This window comes from Agrobacterium sp. DE0009, from assembly GCF_007680755.1.
Taxonomy (GTDB): domain Bacteria; phylum Pseudomonadota; class Alphaproteobacteria; order Rhizobiales; family Rhizobiaceae; genus Agrobacterium; species Agrobacterium tumefaciens_B.
Window position 1 is genome coordinate 23,877 of record NZ_VEIU01000009.1, and the last position, 18,254, is coordinate 42,130.

The 18,254-nt window shown below is 58.2% G+C and carries 19 protein-coding genes; 11 read left to right on the plus strand and 8 right to left on the minus strand.

Annotation, left to right across the window (positions count from 1 at the left end):
* Entirely contained in the window at window positions 1–1,167 is a 1,167-nt protein-coding gene (locus FS804_RS21925; RefSeq protein WP_144578931.1) for an efflux RND transporter periplasmic adaptor subunit, read from the minus strand.
* A gap of 165 nt (window positions 1,168–1,332) precedes the next feature.
* Here FS804_RS21925 and FS804_RS21930 point away from each other — a divergent pair, with 165 nt between their 5' ends.
* The 4 genes from FS804_RS21930 (at window position 1,333) to FS804_RS21945 (ending at window position 5,427) form a co-directional block, all read left to right on the plus strand.
* Complete coding sequence (locus FS804_RS21930; RefSeq protein ID WP_144578932.1) at window positions 1,333–2,022, plus strand: response regulator; 690 nt, start codon at window positions 1,333–1,335, stop codon at window positions 2,020–2,022.
* A complete protein-coding gene (locus FS804_RS21935; RefSeq protein ID WP_144578933.1) occupies window positions 2,019–3,083 on the plus strand; it encodes an ATP-binding protein in 1,065 nt (354 codons plus the stop codon). The genes FS804_RS21930 and FS804_RS21935 overlap by 4 nt, the downstream gene beginning before the upstream one ends.
* Before the next feature lie 150 nt (window positions 3,084–3,233).
* On the plus strand, window positions 3,234–4,784 hold the full coding sequence (locus FS804_RS21940) for an MFS transporter (protein ID WP_246665932.1): 1,551 nt from the start codon (window positions 3,234–3,236) through the stop codon (window positions 4,782–4,784).
* Window positions 4,785–4,851: 67 nt separating this feature from the next.
* Window positions 4,852–5,427 (plus strand): cytochrome b, encoded by a 576-nt coding sequence (locus tag FS804_RS21945; protein ID WP_144578935.1) that lies wholly within the window; start codon window positions 4,852–4,854, stop codon window positions 5,425–5,427.
* An 83-nt stretch (window positions 5,428–5,510) separates the two neighbouring features.
* Here the strand turns inward: FS804_RS21945 and FS804_RS21950 are convergent, their stop codons facing one another.
* The 7 genes from FS804_RS21950 to FS804_RS21975 form a co-directional block, all read right to left on the minus strand.
* On the minus strand, window positions 5,511–6,077 hold the full coding sequence (locus FS804_RS21950; RefSeq protein WP_144578936.1) for a GNAT family N-acetyltransferase: 567 nt from the start codon (window positions 6,075–6,077) through the stop codon (window positions 5,511–5,513).
* A 46-nt stretch (window positions 6,078–6,123) separates the two neighbouring features.
* A complete protein-coding gene (locus tag FS804_RS21955; protein WP_144578937.1) occupies window positions 6,124–8,073 on the minus strand; it encodes a MacB family efflux pump subunit in 1,950 nt (649 codons plus the stop codon).
* Window positions 8,070–9,263 carry an efflux RND transporter periplasmic adaptor subunit gene (locus FS804_RS21960; protein ID WP_246665933.1) on the minus strand — a complete coding sequence of 398 codons (1,194 nt, stop codon included), beginning with the start codon at window positions 9,261–9,263 and terminating at the stop codon, window positions 8,070–8,072. The genes FS804_RS21955 and FS804_RS21960 overlap by 4 nt, the downstream gene beginning before the upstream one ends.
* An 11-nt stretch (window positions 9,264–9,274) precedes the next feature.
* Complete coding sequence (locus FS804_RS25415; RefSeq protein ID WP_019565817.1) at window positions 9,275–9,406, minus strand: hypothetical protein; 132 nt, start codon at window positions 9,404–9,406, stop codon at window positions 9,275–9,277.
* Between the two features lie 65 nt (window positions 9,407–9,471).
* Complete coding sequence (locus tag FS804_RS21965; RefSeq protein WP_144578938.1) at window positions 9,472–9,924, minus strand: SH3 domain-containing protein; 453 nt, start codon at window positions 9,922–9,924, stop codon at window positions 9,472–9,474.
* A gap of 249 nt (window positions 9,925–10,173) precedes the next feature.
* Entirely contained in the window at window positions 10,174–11,250 is a 1,077-nt protein-coding gene (locus FS804_RS21970) for an ATP-binding protein (protein WP_144578939.1), read from the minus strand.
* Window positions 11,240–11,929, minus strand: a complete 690-nt coding sequence (locus FS804_RS21975) for a response regulator (RefSeq protein ID WP_144578940.1) — start codon at window positions 11,927–11,929, stop codon at window positions 11,240–11,242. The genes FS804_RS21970 and FS804_RS21975 overlap by 11 nt, the downstream gene beginning before the upstream one ends.
* 447 nt (window positions 11,930–12,376) lie before the next feature.
* On the opposite strand from FS804_RS21975, the gene FS804_RS21985 reads away from it, so the two are divergent.
* The 7 genes from FS804_RS21985 to FS804_RS22015 are packed head-to-tail and all read left to right on the plus strand — an operon-like array spanning window position 12,377 to window position 18,230.
* Window positions 12,377–13,063: an MtnX-like HAD-IB family phosphatase gene (locus tag FS804_RS21985; protein ID WP_144578941.1), complete on the plus strand. Its 687-nt coding sequence runs from the start codon at window positions 12,377–12,379 to the stop codon at window positions 13,061–13,063.
* 14 nt (window positions 13,064–13,077) lie between these two features.
* Window positions 13,078–14,490: an aspartate aminotransferase family protein gene (locus FS804_RS21990; protein ID WP_371417901.1), complete on the plus strand. Its 1,413-nt coding sequence runs from the start codon at window positions 13,078–13,080 to the stop codon at window positions 14,488–14,490.
* Between the two features lie 4 nt (window positions 14,491–14,494).
* Window positions 14,495–15,445 (plus strand): arginase family protein, encoded by a 951-nt coding sequence (locus tag FS804_RS21995; RefSeq protein WP_144578943.1) that lies wholly within the window; start codon window positions 14,495–14,497, stop codon window positions 15,443–15,445.
* Window positions 15,442–15,792: an EamA family transporter gene (locus tag FS804_RS22000; RefSeq protein ID WP_144578944.1), complete on the plus strand. Its 351-nt coding sequence runs from the start codon at window positions 15,442–15,444 to the stop codon at window positions 15,790–15,792. The genes FS804_RS21995 and FS804_RS22000 overlap by 4 nt, the downstream gene beginning before the upstream one ends.
* Window positions 15,789–16,694, plus strand: a complete 906-nt coding sequence (locus FS804_RS22005; RefSeq protein WP_144578945.1) for a carboxylesterase — start codon at window positions 15,789–15,791, stop codon at window positions 16,692–16,694. The genes FS804_RS22000 and FS804_RS22005 overlap by 4 nt, the downstream gene beginning before the upstream one ends.
* Window positions 16,672–17,835, plus strand: a complete 1,164-nt coding sequence (locus tag FS804_RS22010) for a GNAT family N-acetyltransferase (RefSeq protein ID WP_144578946.1) — start codon at window positions 16,672–16,674, stop codon at window positions 17,833–17,835. The genes FS804_RS22005 and FS804_RS22010 overlap by 23 nt, the downstream gene beginning before the upstream one ends.
* Complete coding sequence (locus tag FS804_RS22015) at window positions 17,832–18,230, plus strand: EamA family transporter (protein WP_144578947.1); 399 nt, start codon at window positions 17,832–17,834, stop codon at window positions 18,228–18,230. The genes FS804_RS22010 and FS804_RS22015 overlap by 4 nt, the downstream gene beginning before the upstream one ends.
* Window positions 18,231–18,254 lie beyond the last annotated feature (24 nt).

Genomic DNA, 18,254 nt, shown 5'->3' on the forward strand with positions numbered 1-18,254 from the left:
TTAGCTTTTTGTCTCTGGCGCGGCGGAGGAAAAGGGCGATGTCTCCAGCGGTTGCCCGTTTTCGACGCGATCCTGCCCCAGGACGACGACCGTCTCTCCGGTGGCAAGTCCTGATGTGACGATGTACTGACCGCCGGTTATCGGCCCCAACTCAACGGTTCGTCGCGCACCGGTCTTGTCTTGTCCGATGACGACGATCTGAGGTCGACCGGCCGGGTCGCGAATAACCGCTTCCTGCGGCACGCGAATTGCGTCGCTGTAGATGGCACGCGGCACCATGGCGCGGATATACATGCCCGGAAGCAACTGCTCCTCCGGATTGCTGACGAGGATGCGAATGCCGAGGCTTCCCGTGGCGCTATCGACGGAGATATCCGAAAACAGGATCTTTCCATCGTGGGCAAAGGGTTTGCCTGCAATCGTCGTGATCTTGACCGGCAGTTCGTCCGGATTTTGCGATCCTGCCTCCGCAGCCGTGTCGCGCAGCGCTTCGAGGCTCATTGCGGATTGGCGAACGTCCACATAGACCTGATCGATCTGCTGAATGACGGCAAGTGGAGTCGTTGCGGAGGCCGAAGCAAGTCCGCCTTCGCTCATGAAGGACTGGCCAATAAGGCCGCCGATAGGGCTTCGCAAGGTGGCATAGGAAAGCTCCAGCTTTCGCCGCGCCAGAATGGCCCTGGCTTCCGCTACATTCGCCTTTGCCTGCGCCAAAGCCGCCGTTGCATTATTGAACGACTCGGCGCTGGTTATCTCGCGCGACGACAGGGATTTCGCCCGTTCATATTTGACCTGTGCATTGAGAAGTTCCGCCTCCGTGCGCGCAAGCACCGCTGTGGCCGCATCCACATCGGCGGCGAACGGTGCAGGGTCGATCTCAAACAATGGCGTGTCGGCTTTGACGAACGCCCCTTCGGTGAAGAGCTTCTTCTTGATGATGCCACCCACCTGCGCCCTGATCTCCGCCGTGCGATAAGCCGAGACCCTTCCGGGCAACTCGTCATACACGGTCACCGTTTCCGGCTTTACCGTCATGACGCTGACGCGTGCAGGCGCCGCTACTGCGGCGGCGCTGCCTTCGTTCTGGCCACTGTCACTGCACGAATACAGAAGAATAATCGGCAGGCACAATGCGCCGAGTTTCCAGAAGCGTGATCCGCGTTGCATGTATGTCCACCGTTGCATTCTTGAAAAATCTCTTTGATGGCGACCATCTAGGGTCCGAGGGTGGTGGCTTTGTGTAGGAATTGTTGAGGCTTCGTGGAGGCCGCAGTCTCACACTCGACGGAGCCGTCGTTCGGTGGCATGGAAGTCTCAAGGAGTGTGAAGACGATGGCTGAACTGGTTTTGATCGCTGAAGACGACATGGAAATTGCTGGCATCCTCGAGGCCTATTTTGTCCGCGAAGGTTTCCGTACGGCGCATGCCCGCGACGGCAAGGTGGCCCTTGAACTCCACCGCTCACTCAAACCTGATATTGTTCTGGCCGACGTCACCATGCCGCGGCTGGACGGGTGGGAGGTTCTGGCTGAGATACAAAGACGCGGCCATACCCCCGTCATCATGGTCACCGCGCTCGACGAAGATGTCGACCGCCTTCAGGGGCTGCGCATAGGCGCCGACGATTACATCGTCAAACCGTTCAACCCCATCGAGGTCGTGGCACGGGCAAAGGCGGTCCTCAGACGCGCCGGGCTCGCGCAAACCGGCGCCGTCGTCCGGGTCGGAAATCTGACCATTGATCTCGACAGCTACCAGGCAAAGATCGACAAAGACGGCGAAAGTATCCGACTGTCGCTCACCTTGACTGAGTTCCGCCTGCTGACGCATCTGGCGCGAACGCCGACTAAGGTTTTCACCCGGGGAGAGTTGGTGGACGCCTGCCTTCCAGGTTCCGATGCACTCGACCGCACCATCGACAGCCATCTCAGCAAATTGCGCAAAAAGCTCGATCAGGCGGGTGGCGAGGGGATGCTCGCCAGCATTCGTGGCGTCGGCTACCGTCTGGCGGTAGAGCCATGATGCTGAAGAAAGGTCTTAGCCGGCAGATATTGCTGGCCATGTCATCAATGACCGTTGTTGTCTGTCTGGTGGTCTTTTTCGGCACCTACATCGCCTTCGGCATCATTTATTACTTTTCGCCATGGTCGCAGTACGAGGAGAGTTGGCTGACAGGCGTCGACTTCATCATCCTCTCCATTCTCATCTTCATAGCCCTCATCGTCGCTGCCGTCGCATCGGTTCGATTGACCCGGCGTATCCTACAGCCGCTTGAATCACTTGCCCAAAGCGCACGACGCATTAAGGACGGTGATCTCTCCGCGCGCGCTCTGCCGGGCGACCAGTCGCTTGGGGAAACCGCCTATCTCGTCCAGGATTTTAACGCGATGGCGCAACGTCTTGACGACATGGCGGCAGATATGAAGCTCTGGAACGCCACGATCGCACACGAACTGCGCACCCCCCTCACGATCCTGAAGGGCCGTCTCCGAGGGATGATCGATGGCGTGTTCGAACCTGACGAAACCTCGCTTCAATCCCTGGTCATGCAAGTGGATTCGCTGGCACGGCTTGTCGAGGATCTGCGCACTGTGACGCTGGCTGACAGCGGCCATCTTGATCTGCGCATCGAGCCGGTGCGGCTGAAGCAGGAAATCGAACAACTCGGCAACCTGCTGGAAGAGGAGCTGCGGGATGAGGGTTTCGAACTTAGGCTCAGCCTCGCCGATGTCGTGATTCAGGCCGATGCGATGCGGATTCGGCAGGTACTTCTTGCCCTCGTCACGAATGCGCGTCGTCATGCTGTGCGTGGTGCCATCGATATAACGCTTCACGTGGAAGACCGCATCACGCGCCTGCGCGTTATCGATGAAGGCCCTGGGCTCGGTGACGATATCGCGCCCTGGGCCTTCGAACCCTTCAGAAGAGGCACCAGGACCGGCCATCATGAAAAAACCGGCAACGGACTAGGTCTCTCTGTCGTACGCGCGATCGTGGAGGCCCATGGCGGCAAGATACACTATGCGCCATCCGCCAAAGGCGGCGCTATGTTCGAGATTTCGCTCGGCCGGCCGGTCTTCTGACCACGGTCCCCTTGCTGGACCGAAGGACGTCGTCTCCACGCTTTCTCCACAAGTCCTCCATGAAACAACAAAGGGCTGCCAATAAGGTCCAGGCTGCGGAAGTGGCCGCGGCTTCAGCCCGCTGTCAGCCTTGCGCGATCGAGTATTCTGATGGTGAAAAAAATGACGGTGTCTGTCGACCCGAATAACGTCACGCCCCCCTCCCCGCTGCACGCGCGTCGGTGGTTCATTCTCATTGCGGTCATGCTGGCATTTACGCCCGTTGTGATCGACATGACGATCCTTCATATCGCCGTGCCGTCGCTGACGCTGGCGCTGCGGGCCTCGACCACGCAGGTGCTCTGGATCATCGACATTTATTCTCTGCTGATGGCCGGATTGCTCGTGCCGATGGGAACCCTCGCCGACAGGATCGGTCATAGGAAAATGCTGCTGACCGGCCTGTTCGTTTTCGGCGTTGCCTCCCTCGTGGCTGCGTTTTCGCCGACGCCCTGGATATTGATTGCCGGGCGTGTCCTGCTTGCCTTCGGAGCGTCGATGATCCTCCCTTGTGTTCTCGGCATCATCAGGCGCACGTTCGAAGACCCGGGTGAGCGAGCGATGGCGCTCGGTCTCTGGGGCACGGTCGGTGCCGCCGGCGCCGCGGTCGGTCCACTGGTGGGCGGTGCGCTTCTCGAGCATTTCTGGTGGGGATCGGTCTTCCTGATCAATATTCCCGTCATGCTCGTCGTCGTTCCGATCATCGCTTTCATCCTGCCGAAAAAGGAAATGGTTTCTTCCGGAAAATGGCAGATAAGCCAGGCTCTATTGCTGATCGTCGGTCTCATCGCACTGGTCTATGCCGTCAAAACCGGGTTCGGCGGCAGGGAGCCCTTCGTGATCGTCGTGCTCGCTCTTCTTATCGGCGCGACCGCTCTGACGATTTTCCTTCGCTCCCAGCTTTCCGTGGCGCAGCCAATGCTGGACGTAACCCTCTTTTCCCGCCCTGCAATCGTGACAGGTATGGCTATGGCGATCGTCACGTCGGGGGCGCTGGCAGGTGTCGAACTGACGCTTGCCCAGGAGATGCAGTTTGTTCTCGACAAGTCGCCGCTGCAGGCAGGACTCTTCATGCTGCCCATCATGATTGCTGCCGCTGTCGGCGGTCCTTTCGCTGGTTTCCTGTCGAACCGGCTCGGGCTTCGCACAGTCGCAAGCGCGTCCCTGCTGATTGCCTCTCTGTGCCTTCTCGGGCTGGCGCGAATAGACTTTCATGACCCCGGCTTCATCGTACCGGCATGCCTAATGCTGCTCGGACTATCGCTCAGCATCGGCCTTACGGCTTCATCGATCGCCATCATGGGATCTGTGGAGGCTGACAAGGCAGGGGCTGCCGGTTCGCTCGAGGCAACCGGTTACGAGCTTGGCGCCGGTCTCGGCATCACCTTCTTCGGCGTGGCCCTCTCGGCAATCTACATGGGTGCATTGGTTCTGCCGACAGGAGTTCCGGCTGAGCTCGCAGATGCTGCACGCCATTCCATCGGAGATACCTACGTTCTTGCAGGCAAACTGCCCGAAAACGTCGCTGCGGCACTGGTAACCGCCGGCAAGAGTGCCTTTTCGCAGGCGCATGCGGTTCTGTTGACTACCGCGGGCACCCTGATCGGCCTGCTTTCGGCAGCCGTATTCCTTGCCCTCAACAACGTCAAGGCGGGCCACTGAGCCCGTCTTTCTCATTCGCCAGCGCCAACCTGGCGAAATGGCTATTCCCATCAAGGAGACCATTGTGATGTCAGCCATCAAGACCGACAATCTCAAGACCGTTAAATATCCGCTCCCGATCCGCTGTCTTCACTGGGTAAGAGCCGCTCTGATCATCGGACTTATTGCGTCGGGCTGGTATATGACGCGCCTGCCGGAAAGCGATATGGCAACCGCTTCGATCTTCTATCCCAACCACAAGCAGTTCGGCATTCTCGTCTGGCTGCTTGCGATTGTCCACCTTGCGCTTCGCTCGCGCTACGCAACGAGCATGCCGCCAGCGCCCTCGGCTCTTGCGCCGTTCGAGAGAACCCTCTCGCACGCAGTCCACAAGCTTCTCATTCTCCTCACGCTCCTCGTTCCGCTACTCGGCTATTCGCTCTCCAGCAGTTTTTCGCAGAGTGATGGTGTCCCATTTTTCTTCATTACCCATCTGCCGGAACTGCTTCCCAAGAACGACAGTGCCTTTACTGTTTTCCAGACGCTGCACAGGTACGGCGCCTATGCCATTCTGGTGCTTATCGGACTCCACGTGCTGGGAGCGATGAAACACCGGCTGATGGACAAGGGCGGTCCGACCGATGTTCTTCCCCGCATGGTTTGATGCGCTCGTGAGCTGGCCACAGGATGAGACCCTGGGCAAACGGCGTTGGCAACCTCACCGTAACCCGGGCGGCTGTGCCGATTTCACCGTCGAGATCGCCGGGAAGGATCAGCGTCTTCACAGGCCATGTTTTTCTCGAACCTGAACATGCCACTGTCAATGGGATCAGCCTCGTGCGTATCGTGCGGGTCAGGATGCCGCGAATTGAAATATTCGACGATCTTGAACCCGCACTTGTTGACGTAGAAGTGAATGTTGCGCTTTTCGAAATAGGGCGTGTGCGTCGTCCACAGGCGGGTTTCAGGATACCGCCGCTCGATCTCTTTCCACGCTTTCTGGCCGACGCCCCGGCCATGCTCATCCGGTTCCACATAGAAAAAGGCGAGCTCATTTTCATGCGACTTGTCGTCTATTGTAACGACCGCACCTCCCACCCACTTTCCGTCGGCGAGAACGCGAAGTACGACAGAGCCGGGAGCGTGAAATGCACCTTCAATGTCCTCGTCTGCCGGGATCGTCTCGCCCGTCGGCCCCATCTCCTCCACGACGGCGAGCATGAAGGCGCGCTGCAAGGCCTTTTTGAAATCGTGCAAATCCGCCTCTTGCGCGATATCCAGCGCCACCGCGACGGAATTTTGATGTCTACTCATTGAACTCTCTCCTTCACCAGAATTGCACCAAGCACGATATTGCCTCTTACTCTCTCGACAAAGCGTCTATCGGATCGAGCCGCGCCGCATTGCGGGCAGGCAGGAAGCCGAAGGTGAGGCCAATCAGAAAAGCGACGGCGCAGGATCCGAGCACCGCCTGCATGGAGATGATCATCGGCATCTCACCCTGTTGGTCGCCGATGATCGCCGCAATCGCAACCGCGAGGCCTATGCCCACGACCGAACCAGCCAGGCAAATCAAGACCGCTTCGATGAGGAATTGCAGCAGGATGTCGAGGCGCCTTGCGCCCACGGCCATCCGAAGCCCGATCTCGCGCGTCCGCTCCGTGACGGAAACGAGCATGATATTCATGACACCGATGCCGCCGACGATCAGCGAAATTACGGCGACCGACGAGATCAAAAGGGTCATCGTACGGGAGGTCTTCTCAAGCGCCTTTCGCATCTGATCGCTATTGAAAACGTAGAAGTCCTTCGTCCCATGCCGCCGGGTAACAAGGTTGACGATCGCGCGCTCGGCCGCCGCTGTATCGACGCCATCTGCGACGCGTACGGTCAACCCGCCGAGACTGCTGGCAGTTCCAGACACTCTTCCCGCCACGCTGGAATGGGGAACATAGATCTGCAATGTCCTGTCGCCCGCAGCGCTTCTTGGTCGCTGGACAATGCCCACCACCGTCGCCGGCATGCGGTCGATCATGATGGTGCGCCCAAGCGGAACCCGCTTATTAGGGAAAAGCGCAGCGGCTGTCCTGTCGTCCAGAATGGCCTGTTGGCCGAGCCTCGATGGCGTTTCGGCGGAGAAGCCCCCGCCCGATATGAACATCATGCCATTGGTGGTGAAATAGTCGTGCCCCACGCCGTTGACGTTTGCTGTCAGAGACGCGTGGTCTGAGCGGGCACGCGCCGAAGCGTAGATGAGCGGCGTTACACCGCGCACGTAGGATTGCGCCGACAGTGCTTCGGCATCGGCAATGACGAGAGACGTGATATTCGCCGCACGCTCGTCGCCCCAATCACGCCCGGGATAGATGGAGAGCGTGCTGGCCCCAAGTTCGCTCATCTGCGCCAGAACTTTCTGACGCGATCCTTCCCCCAGACCTACAACACAGACGACGGCGGCGATGCCTATGATGATACCGAGCATTGTCAGGAACGTGCGGATGCGGTGGGCTGCCATGGAGCGGAGCGCCATCGGACCCGCATAGGACAGGCGCTGCCGGAGGGCGGAGAACCGGCCAATCGGCGTTTCGCCACTGGGGGGCAGCCGGATGCTTGCCTCCGGGACATCCCGTGTTCTTTGGTCGGAAACGATCCTGCCGTCACGGATTTCGATGATACGATCGGCGTTGGCCGCCACCTGCAAATCATGCGTGACCATGATGACAGTGTGCCCTTCACTGTGCAGCTCCTTGAGTATCTCAAGAACGTTCTCTCCGCTTTTACTGTCGAGTGCGCCGGTGGGCTCGTCTGCAAGAATGATTTCGCCGCCATTCATCAGGGCGCGGGCAATGGAGACGCGCTGCTGCTGGCCTCCGGAAAGCTGGCCCGGGCGATGATCGAGACGCTCGCCAAGTCCAAGACGATCCAGCAGCGCCTTCGCGCGGCGATCACGGGCAGCAGGGTCGAGACCTGCATACACGGCAGGCATTGCTACGTTCTCGATGGCTTTGAGCGGACCGAGCAGATGATAACGCTGGAAGATGAAACCAAAATGCTCCCGTCGCAACGCCGCAAGCTCATCGGCAGTCAGCCCCGAAACACTCTTGCCGCCGATCAGATAGTCCCCTTCGCTGGGCTGATCGAGACATCCGAGGATATTCATGAGCGTGGATTTGCCCGAACCGCTGGCGCCAACGATCGCGACAAGCTCGCCCGCTTCGATCGTAAGGCTGACATCGTTCAGAGCGGTGATTTTTTCGTCTCCGGCTGCAAACGAGCGGTAGACATTGTCGATCTGGATAAGAGGTATCACATCGTCACCAGGTCTGTGTTGGTCGACGTTTCACCTTCAGCGGGTATGATGACCTTATCGCCAACGGAAAGCCCGTCGATGATCTGGCTGTTGATTTTATCCGTCAGCCCAACGGTCACGAGCTTCTCGACCGCAGCGCCGGATGCCTGACGAACACGGACATGATAGCGACCGTTTTTATCGCGATCCGTGAGGGCCGACCAGGGCACGAGGGGAACGTCCTCTGCCTTGCCGACAATAATTCTGACGGACGCGGTCATCATGGGCCTGAGCCGGCCATCCGTATTGGGGGTTTTGAACAGGCCATTATAATAAACCGCCTGCGCACCCTGAACCGCGCCTGACGTGCCGGTGCCGGCCGTGGAATCCGCCGCGATTGTCGTGGGCGCCGGCTCGATCTGCTCAAGTTTCGCCGAGATCGGGCTATCCGGATAACCCATGATCGTGAAGCGGACGGTCTGCCCGACCCGGACCCGCCCAATATCAGTTTCAGAAACCTGAACTTTCACACGCATCGTGTCCAGTTGCGCCAGAGAGACGATTGTTGGTGCGGCCTGAACGGCATTCAGCGTCTGCCCTGCCTTAGTGACGACGGCAACGACCGTGCCGTCGATCGGAGCACGCACTTTCGTATAGCCGAGATTAACCTCAGCATTCTCAACCTCGACCGAAGCCTGAAGGATCTGCGCGTCAAGTGCCTCGACTTCGGCCTGCAAGACGCGAAACGCTGCTTCAGCGGTTTCTCTGTTAGCGGTAGACACAATGTTCGCGCTGTTGAGCGTTCTCTGCCGGTTATACGCAAGTTCAGCCTGATGCCGCTGGATGTCCCGCGCCCGCCGCTGTGCCTTAAGGTTCGCAAGGGCGGCATTGGCGATCCGCAGACCGTTTACCTGCGTTGTCGAATCGACTTCGCCGATCAAATCGCCCTGCTTCACCTTCTGCCCGAGTTCGACATGCAGGTTTTTCAGTTGCCCGGACACCTGGGCTCCGACATTGACCAATCGGGCGGGCTCGAGGACGGCACTGGCGACAACCGCTTCTTCGACGGTTCCCTGAACAACCGGCATAACGATTTCTTCCTGGTCATCCGTATCGGAGAAAACCGTCCGCGCCGACGCCCCGCCTATCGCCAGAACTGCGATGACGGAGCCGATGATGAGACCATTCTTTCTGGCGATTGTGCGTTTCATTGTCGTCTGAGTCATGGTGTTGCGGCTTGCTGAACGCTCGTCCGCAAATGGTCGTTTATCTGCGAGCCGGTCGTATGCCAGGCAAGAACCACCTCAAGGATGGAAAAGACGATGCAGACAACGAGAAGTTTTCGTTCGGTCATGAAGCGTCTGCCCCGACACGCCTTGGGCAGGGGTCGCACAGCAACCCATCCGCCTGATCTCCGTCTCACCAGTTGGGGTCCCAACCGGGAGGCGGCGCATCTTCTTCCCAGGCGAAATCATCCCAGGTGTCGATGTCGCCGTAGAAGTCCTGATCGGCATAATGATCGGACCAATAGGCGCCAATGTTGAATGACACAGTCGGCACGACGGGCTCATGCACCATATGGGCATAGGCGGGTACCCGAAGCCTTTGCGCGTCGTGATCGATATCGATGTAAGCACCCGACACCCAGCCCCGGCGCCCGGAGGCCTCGATGTCGCACCACCGATAACCCTTTGTGCAGCCGATCACGTTGAGTGGCATGCCTTCGGCCAAGATACCCATGGAAGGATAGTGTGTGCTTGGACCCGCCCGCATGTTGATTTCGGCAGCGGCATAAGAACCGGCCTGGGCGGTGGTGTTTCCAAGGATGGCTGCGCCGGCAATTGCCGCCGCGAGAATGAGCGCGTTTCGCATCGAAAACCTCGTATCAAATTCCGCCGGCACGGTGGCGCCGACGCTGGGAGCAGAGATTGCTCGTAAGCGTCACTAACCAAGTCCAGATGCAGATTATGTGGAGGAAACGTCGATGATCGGTGGCTTGAAACGAAAGAAGGGGCGCCGAAGCGTCCCTTCTTTTCCATGCTCTTCGGCCCTTTTGGGCTTGCTCCAGCTACCGGCGGCTCGGTGTCGGCGACGCTCTGAAAAGCCCGTGGTGTCTGATCCTCAGCCTGGGGCCTCTTCCCGACGTGGCAGCTGCAAATCAACGCTGAAACCACGTCCTTCGGTCGGCAGAATGACAGCGTCGCCTCCATGCGCCTGCATGATCGCCTTCACAATTGGAAGACCAAGGCCCGAACCGCCGGAAACACGATTACGGGAATCATCGGCTCGCCAAAATCGTTCGAAAGCGCGGTTCCGGCTCTCATCGGCAAGGCCGGGACCTGTATCGGTGCATCTGAAATACACATGATCCTTGTCCTGCCAGGTCTCTAGATAGACGGTAGAATTTGGGGCATAGCGCCGGCAATTATCGAGCAACGCAACGATCGCCTGACGCAATCTGGGCTTGTCTGCCATCGTAACAGCGGGATTTAGCCGTCTCACGACCAGGCTGCCAGCAATTGAGAGGTCATCCTCCATGGAATCGGCAGTGGCGGCGACTTCCGATGCGAGGTCCAGCCGGGAATATTGCAGATCGAGCTGGCCGGCATTGCTGAGCGCGAGCGTCCGCAGCTCTTCAACGATGCCGCCAAGGTCATCGACGTGAGCAATAAGGCGAAGATAGAGCTGGGGGGTGGGCTGAAACGCACCGTCAAGCAGGCCCTGCAATCTGCCCCGCAAAATGGTCAGAGGGGTCCGCAACTCATGGGCTATGGCAGAATTTGAATATTTGAGCTCTGTCTCTGCGCGCTCCAGCCGCTCGGCCATCAGGTTAAAATCCGAGACAAGCTCACCCGCTTCGCCAAAGCTGCGACGGGGAAGCACGGCGCGTGCAGAAAAATCACCCCGGGCGATCGTCCGTGCCGCGCGCGCAACGGACTTTAGCGGTTCCGTAACGTATCGCGCCAACCTCCAGCCAAGGATCGAAGCGGTCAATATACCTATACCTAGCAACAGCCCCAGCGTGATCGTATCGCCAAGCTGCCAGGCGCTATCATACTCGCCTTCGGGATAGAGCCAGTCATAAATGAAGAAAAAATATGCTACCAGGCCGCCGTAAACGACGACGAAGGCCAACAGTGTCAGCAACACCATCGCGCGAACGAGGCCGGCATTAAGATTGGCGCGCCTAGATGTCATCAATCCGGTATCCTACGCCGCGCACGCCCGTCAGAACGCCTCCGGCACCCGCGGCAGTCAGTTTGCGCCTGAGATTGCTGACGTGGCTGTCAACCGTACGGTCGAGCGCCTCACCTTCCGGGAGACAGGCGTCGACCAGTTCGGAGCGCTCGAACACGCGATTGGGCGAAGCCACCATGTGGGCGAGAATACGAAATTCCGTCCGAGTCAAATCGAGAACAACATGTTCGGAACCCGCTTCCACCACCGCACGATGGGCCTGGGGATCGACACTCAGCGGCCCAACGCGCAAAACATGGTCTGGACTACGACCCGCGACCCGCCTAAGGACCGCCTTGGCGCGCGCAACGATTTCAAGGGGATTGAAGGGCTTGACGACATAGTCGTCGGCACCGATGCGCAAAGCCTGCAGCTTGTCCAGATCATCCGCAAGCGCCGTTACCATGATGACAGGCGTGTCGGACACCCGCCTGATGGCGGCAAGGACTTCGTATCCGTCCTGACGCGGTAGCTTGATATCAAGCACCACCAGATCCGGCCGAAGGCGTTGGTGATGGGCCAATCCAACTGTGCCATCACCCGCGGTGACGACTCGGAAGCCTTCGCGCGCGAAATAGGTTTCAATGATGTCGGATATTTCCGGATCGTCTTCTATGATCAGGATAAGGGCATTGTTCATGAATTGTCTCTCGATAAGCAATTTTTGCAGGCGTTGAAATCAAGCATCGGCGACATTGGTTCAACGGGCTGACGCTGCGATCGCAGTGCGACTTCGGCATTCTCGCTGCAGTTGGACCAACTTATTCAAGCGCGTCAATCGGTGATGTGGTCGACGGGCTCCCGCTCCACCGAACACGAAGATTTTCTCCACACTTTCTCGACAGACGAGGCGCACTCGCCTTTTCGCCAGCACGGCACCGGTAAACGGCACTGTTCCGTCTCCCGCCGCGCTGGATTTGACGGAGAGCTTTTCGGAAATGAAAAAATCAAGAACTGAACAATCACTTGGGATAACCCGCTCCTATCGCAGCGATAGTCCCGCAGGGTCCGGCCGGCCAGCAACGCTTGGAAACACATATAGCGTTTGTAGGCCTTGCGACATCACCCGCACGGGAATGGCGCGCTAATGCACGCTTTTTGCGATTTTGATGGCACGATCGCCATGATCGACGTCACGGATGCCGTTCTCGAGCGGTTTGCGGCGTCGGAGTGGCACGACCTCGAGCGAGCCTGGGAAGCGGGGCGCATCGACGCGCGGCAATGCATGAGTGCGCAAATCACGCTCATTCAGGCGGCCATGAATGACATCGATGAATTTCTCGACACGGTCGAAATCGACCCGGAATTCCCCGAGTTTGTCCGCTGGTGCTCAAAAAACTCGATCCCCGTTACCGTTGTCAGTGATGGGGTCGATCGCTTCATTCACCGCGTCTTGTCCACTCACGGCCTCGGCCACCTCGACATCATCGCCAATCGCCTCTGTGTCGAAAAGAACGCGACCCGCTTTCATTACCGACTGGAGGCACCATTCATGCAGTCCGATTGCCAGGCCGGATCGGGGGTTTGCAAGTGCGCCGTGGTCGCATCGCATACGCCTCACCTCTATGTCGGCGACGGGCGAAGCGATTTTTGCGTCTCGGCGCGTGCCGACATTCTTTTCGCAAAGCACAAGCTGGTCGCCCATTGCACAAGCCACTCCATCCCCTTCGTCTCCTACACGACTTTTAAGGATGTGCAGGCTGAAGCGGCCACACGGCTGCCACACATCATCACCGCTCGCGGAGCGGATCTTGACCTTTCCCAAACCGCCTAATCAGGAATATGAAAATGCATTCTCTCATCAAGCCCGCTAACGGCCAGCCAGATACCGTATCGGAAGACGAACTTCGCTTTCTGGAGGAGACCTATTGCTCCCACGGCGACACGGTTCACTACACGGATCATCCCAAGTTCTTCTCGGGATGCGACGGTTCCTTCATGTATGACGAGGCCGGCACGGCATTTCTCGATCTGCAGATGTGGTACTCGGCGGTCAATTTCGGCTACCGCAACCCGCGCCTCAACGCCGCAGCCCATCGCCAGCTGGACACCCTGCCCCAGGTTGCCTCTCAATATCTGCATCGCGAGAAGGTCGAACTAGCGACGATGATCGCGCAGGACGCGGAAAGAAAGTTCGGCAGCAAGGGTCGCGTGCACTTCAACGTCGGAGGTTCGCAGGCGGTCGAGGATTCGCTGAAAATCGTCCGGAACTTTTCAGGCGGCAAGAGCCTGATGTTCGCTTTCGAGGGCGGTTATCATGGTCGCACGCTGGGCGCCACATCCATCACCTCGTCTTACCGTTACCGTCGTCGTTACGGGCACTTTGGCGAACGCGCCCAGTTCATCGAGTTTCCTTATCATTTTCGCGGCCCGAAGGGCATGTCGAAAGAGGAGTACGGCCACTATTGCGTCCAGAAGTTCGCCCGCCTGTTCGAGAGCGAATATAACGGGGTCTGGGACCCGAAGGCCGGCAAGTCCGAATATGCGGCCTTCTACGTCGAGCCCATCCAGGGCACCGGCGGCTACGTAATCCCGCCGATGAACTTCTTCGTCGAGCTGAAGAAGGTGCTCGATCAGCACGGCATTCTTCTTGTCGTCGACGAAATTCAGATGGGCGTATACCGCACCGGCAAGCTATGGTCGATCGAACATTTCGGCGTCTCCCCTGACGTTCTGGTCTTCGGCAAGGCGATTACCAATGGTCTTAACCCGCTGTCCGGCATCTGGGCGCGCGAAGAGATGATCAACCCGACGATTTTCCCGCCCGGCTCCACGCATTCGACCTTCGCCAGCAACCCGATGGGAACGGCTGTTGCCCTCGAAACGCTTAAAATGGCCGACGAAGAGAATATCGGCGCCAGTGTTATGGCGAAGGGCGCTGCCTTCCTTGATGGTTTGCAGCAGTTACAGCGCAAACACGCGATCGTCGGCGAAGTGGATGGGCTCGGCCTTGCTCTCCGGATGGAGATTTGCCGCGACGACAGCTTCACGCCTGACAAAGCCACTCTCGACTGGATGTCGGATGAGGGCATGAAGGGCGACATGATCGTCAACGGACGCAAATACGGCCTGGTGCTCGATGTCGGTGGTTACCACAAGAACGTCATCACATTCGCGCCGAACCTCAACATCTCCTTGGACGAGATCGATCTCGCGATCGAGCTGCTCGACCAGCTTCTGACCCGTGCTGAACGGAGGTAAGCTCGTGAACACGCTTCTGCTCCATCTCGATGATGCCCTCCATCTGCAGCCAACCTTCGTTGACGCCGCACTTTCGGTGGGCGCACACGAGTTTGACGAACGACGCTGTGGGAGCGCCATTCGTCTCTGGAGCAGGAGAGAGTCGCTCGATCTGTTGAAACCCAGTATAGCGCGCCCCGCCGGCGCGCCCGCGTCCCCTCGGCTGTGTTTTCTTGGATCGGGCGACTTTCATCATGTCTCAGCAATGCTGGTTGCCGAGGCGGCAGAGAGTTTCGATGGACCTCTCACCGTCATCCATATCGACAATCACCCTGACTGGGTCAACTTCGACAACGGTCTCCATTGCGGCTCTTGGGTGAACGAGGTCGCAGAACATCCAAATGTTCAAAAGATCATCACGCTTGGTGTCTGCAGCGACGACCTGCAAACGCCGGAGCGCAAGGGCGCCAACCTTGGCAATCTCGCTAACGGGAAGGTTGAGCTCTACCCTTACGACCACCTGCCAAGCCGCGTCAGACGCGCCTACGGTGAGAGCGTCAGCTACATCCAGTCGGGCGGCCATCTCATCTGGTCGACCATGAGAAAGATGGGGCTGCCGGCATTCAGTGAGCACCTGCTGTCGCGGATATTCACGTCCAATGTCTATATCACCATAGACAAGGATTGCCTTTCGCTGGACGACGCTATCACCAACTGGGATCAGGGCCGATTGCGGCTTTCAACGGTCCTTGAGCTGTTAAGCGATATCGCGACGCGACATCGCATCGTGGGGGCCGACGTCATCGGTGATTACTCGACGCCGGTGTATAGCGGCACCTTGCTGACCCGGCTTCTGAAGCAGGGAGAAATCCTGATCGACCAGCCGTTGCGCGCGCCCGATGCGGTGATGACCCGCGATCGTAACACCGTCACCAACCTTGCGCTTTTAAGGTCGTTTTCGGACATGCTGTCATGACGGACGGGCTCAATAACACAATGCTCGCTCTCATTCTTTTCTGCGTGCTGACAGAGGCAGGCAGGGAAGTCTGCTTCAAACTGGCCTCGGCCAAGGACCGGCGCAACATTTATCTCCACCCCTGGACATTAACCGGGGTCGTGTTCTGGGGCGTAGAGCTCGTCGCCTGGACCTATGTCCTCGCGAATGTTCCGCTCTCCATCGCATTCCCGCTGATGGCCTCGAGCTATGCCGTCATTACCATCTTTAGCGCTATCCTTTTCAAGGAAACGGTCGGCCTGCGGCACTCGATCGGGGTTGCGCTGGTATCGGGCGGCGTCATCTGCGTGGGAGCATCAGGGCTATGACATTTTCTTTTGCCGGCTCACAATCAAACCTGTTCCACGCCTTCCCGCACGCTTCGGCAGACGAAAAGACGAAAGCGTTCAATCCGTCAAACGACGGTCTTTCCTTTTTCGAAGAGGGTACGAATGGCAAGGCCGTCATGCTCGTGCACGGCATGAGCGGCGCCCCAGCCGAAATGCGCCTGGTGGCGCGGCAATTCCGCCGCAGGGGTTACTCGGTTTTTGCGCCCTTGCTCGCAGGGCATGGGCGTGGGGAAGCCGCCTTGCGGCGCTCCCGTTTTGAAGACTGGTTGGACAGCATCGCGGTCGCCTCAGACTGGCTGGCGACGCGAAGCGATACCGTCTTTTCCGCTGGCATTTGCGTTGGCGGAAAGCTTTCGCTGCTCGCGTCCCATATGCCATCATCCCCGATTAGGTCGGTCGCGCTCTACTCACCCTGCTTCCACTACGACGGCTGGAATGTTCCGCGCTATTACGCGATCCTTTCACCGCACATCAGATGGATCAGTCTGATACCCTTCATCGATCGTCTTAATTTCAGTGAAACGCCTTCCCTTGGCATCAAGGACGATCGTCTGAGGCGGATGATTGCGGCCATGGAAAATGAAGGTGTTCTCAGCCATTTCCCGGGGCGCGGTGTCGTCGAGATGAGCCGGCTCGGCCACCATCTCAAGAAGCATCTGCCTCAGATCACGACGCCATCCCTCATCATTCATTCAACTGAAGATGATCTCAGCGGTCCCGATCACGCCCGCTACATCGCCACAAAGATTGGCGGCCCGAGAGCACTGCACTGGTTGAACGACAGCTACCATATGATCCACGTGGACAGGGAACATCGCAAAGTCGCCGATCTTTCCGCCCGTTTTTTTGAGACAAAACATGCGTTTAGAAACCCGATTTGAAATTGGCGACGGCCCGGGTCTCAATTCCCGGAACCTCGAATTCCGGATCCATGAGACGCTTGCCGCCGTCGACAGGGACGCTTGGGATGCGTGTTTCAGCGGCGATATAGAACGCTATGACTATTTGCTGGCAGTGGAACAGTCCGGCCTTGAGGGCTTTGAATGGCGATATGCGACCATCAGCTATTACGGGATAATGATAGCTGCTGCTCCAATTTTTCTATGCGATTACCGTCTGGAAACGACGCTGGAAAGAGGACGGGTCACGTCCCTTGTCGAAGGCATCCGCAAACTATTCCCACGGTTCTTGTCGCTCCGGCTTGCCTGTATCGGCTCTCCCTGCACGGAGTGCGCGAGTATCGGAATGCATCCGGATATTCCTGGCGTTTGGGAAACTGATCTGATGACCTATCTGCTGGAATGCACAGAACGATGGGCCCAGATGTCAGGATATGGCCTGTTCGCTCTGAAAGACGTACCGATGCCTCTGGGACGAGCGCTTTCGGCAGCGGTCCACCGGCGCGAGTTCGTCGCCATGCCCGGCTTGCCAACCGCATGGTTGCGGGTGGATTTTCCCGACATCGAAACCTATCTCGCCGGCTTGTCGTCTTCGACACGCAAGGACATGCGCCGCAAATGCCGCGCAGCCTCAGAGGTAAAAGTGGAGCGGATCACGGACCTCGGCGATATGTTGCCCCGGTTTTTGGAGCTTTATCACGATACCCGTAACCGAAGTGAGTGGCAGTTCGAAGAACTGACGCCGGACTATTTCACGGGTGTCCTGTCAAATCTGCCCGAGAATACGTTCTGTACCACCTATCGCGTCGGCGACGACATTCTCGCCTTCAACCTGCTTTTGTACGATCGCGATCGACTTATCGATAAATTCTTCTGCATGGATGCGGTCAATGGCAAGCCTTACAATCTCTATTATCTCAGCTGGTTCGAGAACTTGCGTTACTGCCTCGAACACGGGCTCACCCGATATCAAAGCGGGCAGGCCTATTACCAGAACAAGCTCCGTCTCGGCAGCACGCTGACGGCGAACTCAATGTTTTTCAGGCACAAGAACCCCGCTCTGCACGCTCTTCTGCGATGGGTTTCGCCGGTTTTCAGCTCTGATGGATTGGAGAAGCAATGAGGGATCTGCCGACGCTTTGGCTCTCCATTCCGCTGTTGAATACGCTTCAGCAGATTTTTCTCAAGGAGAGCGCTGTCCGTGTTTCGGGCGAATTCGGCGCTCAATGGTTGATTAATCTTGCCAAATCGCCCTGGTTTACTCTGGCCATCATTGCCGAAATTGTCTGTTTCGTCCTCTGGCTGCGTGTGCTTGCGCAGACCGATCTTTCGAAAGCTTTTCCCCTCTCCGCCGTCAGCTACGTTTTTGTGCTCGCAAGCGCTTGGCTCCTCTATTCCGAGCCAGTGTCCGCTCTTCAGCTGGGTGGCAGTGCGCTGATCATTGCGGGTGCATGGTGTGTGTCGACGGCACCGGAGGAAAGGTCGATACCGAGGTCCTCGACCAAATCTGCACAGTGACTGCGCGAAATCTTGAGCCTGCAA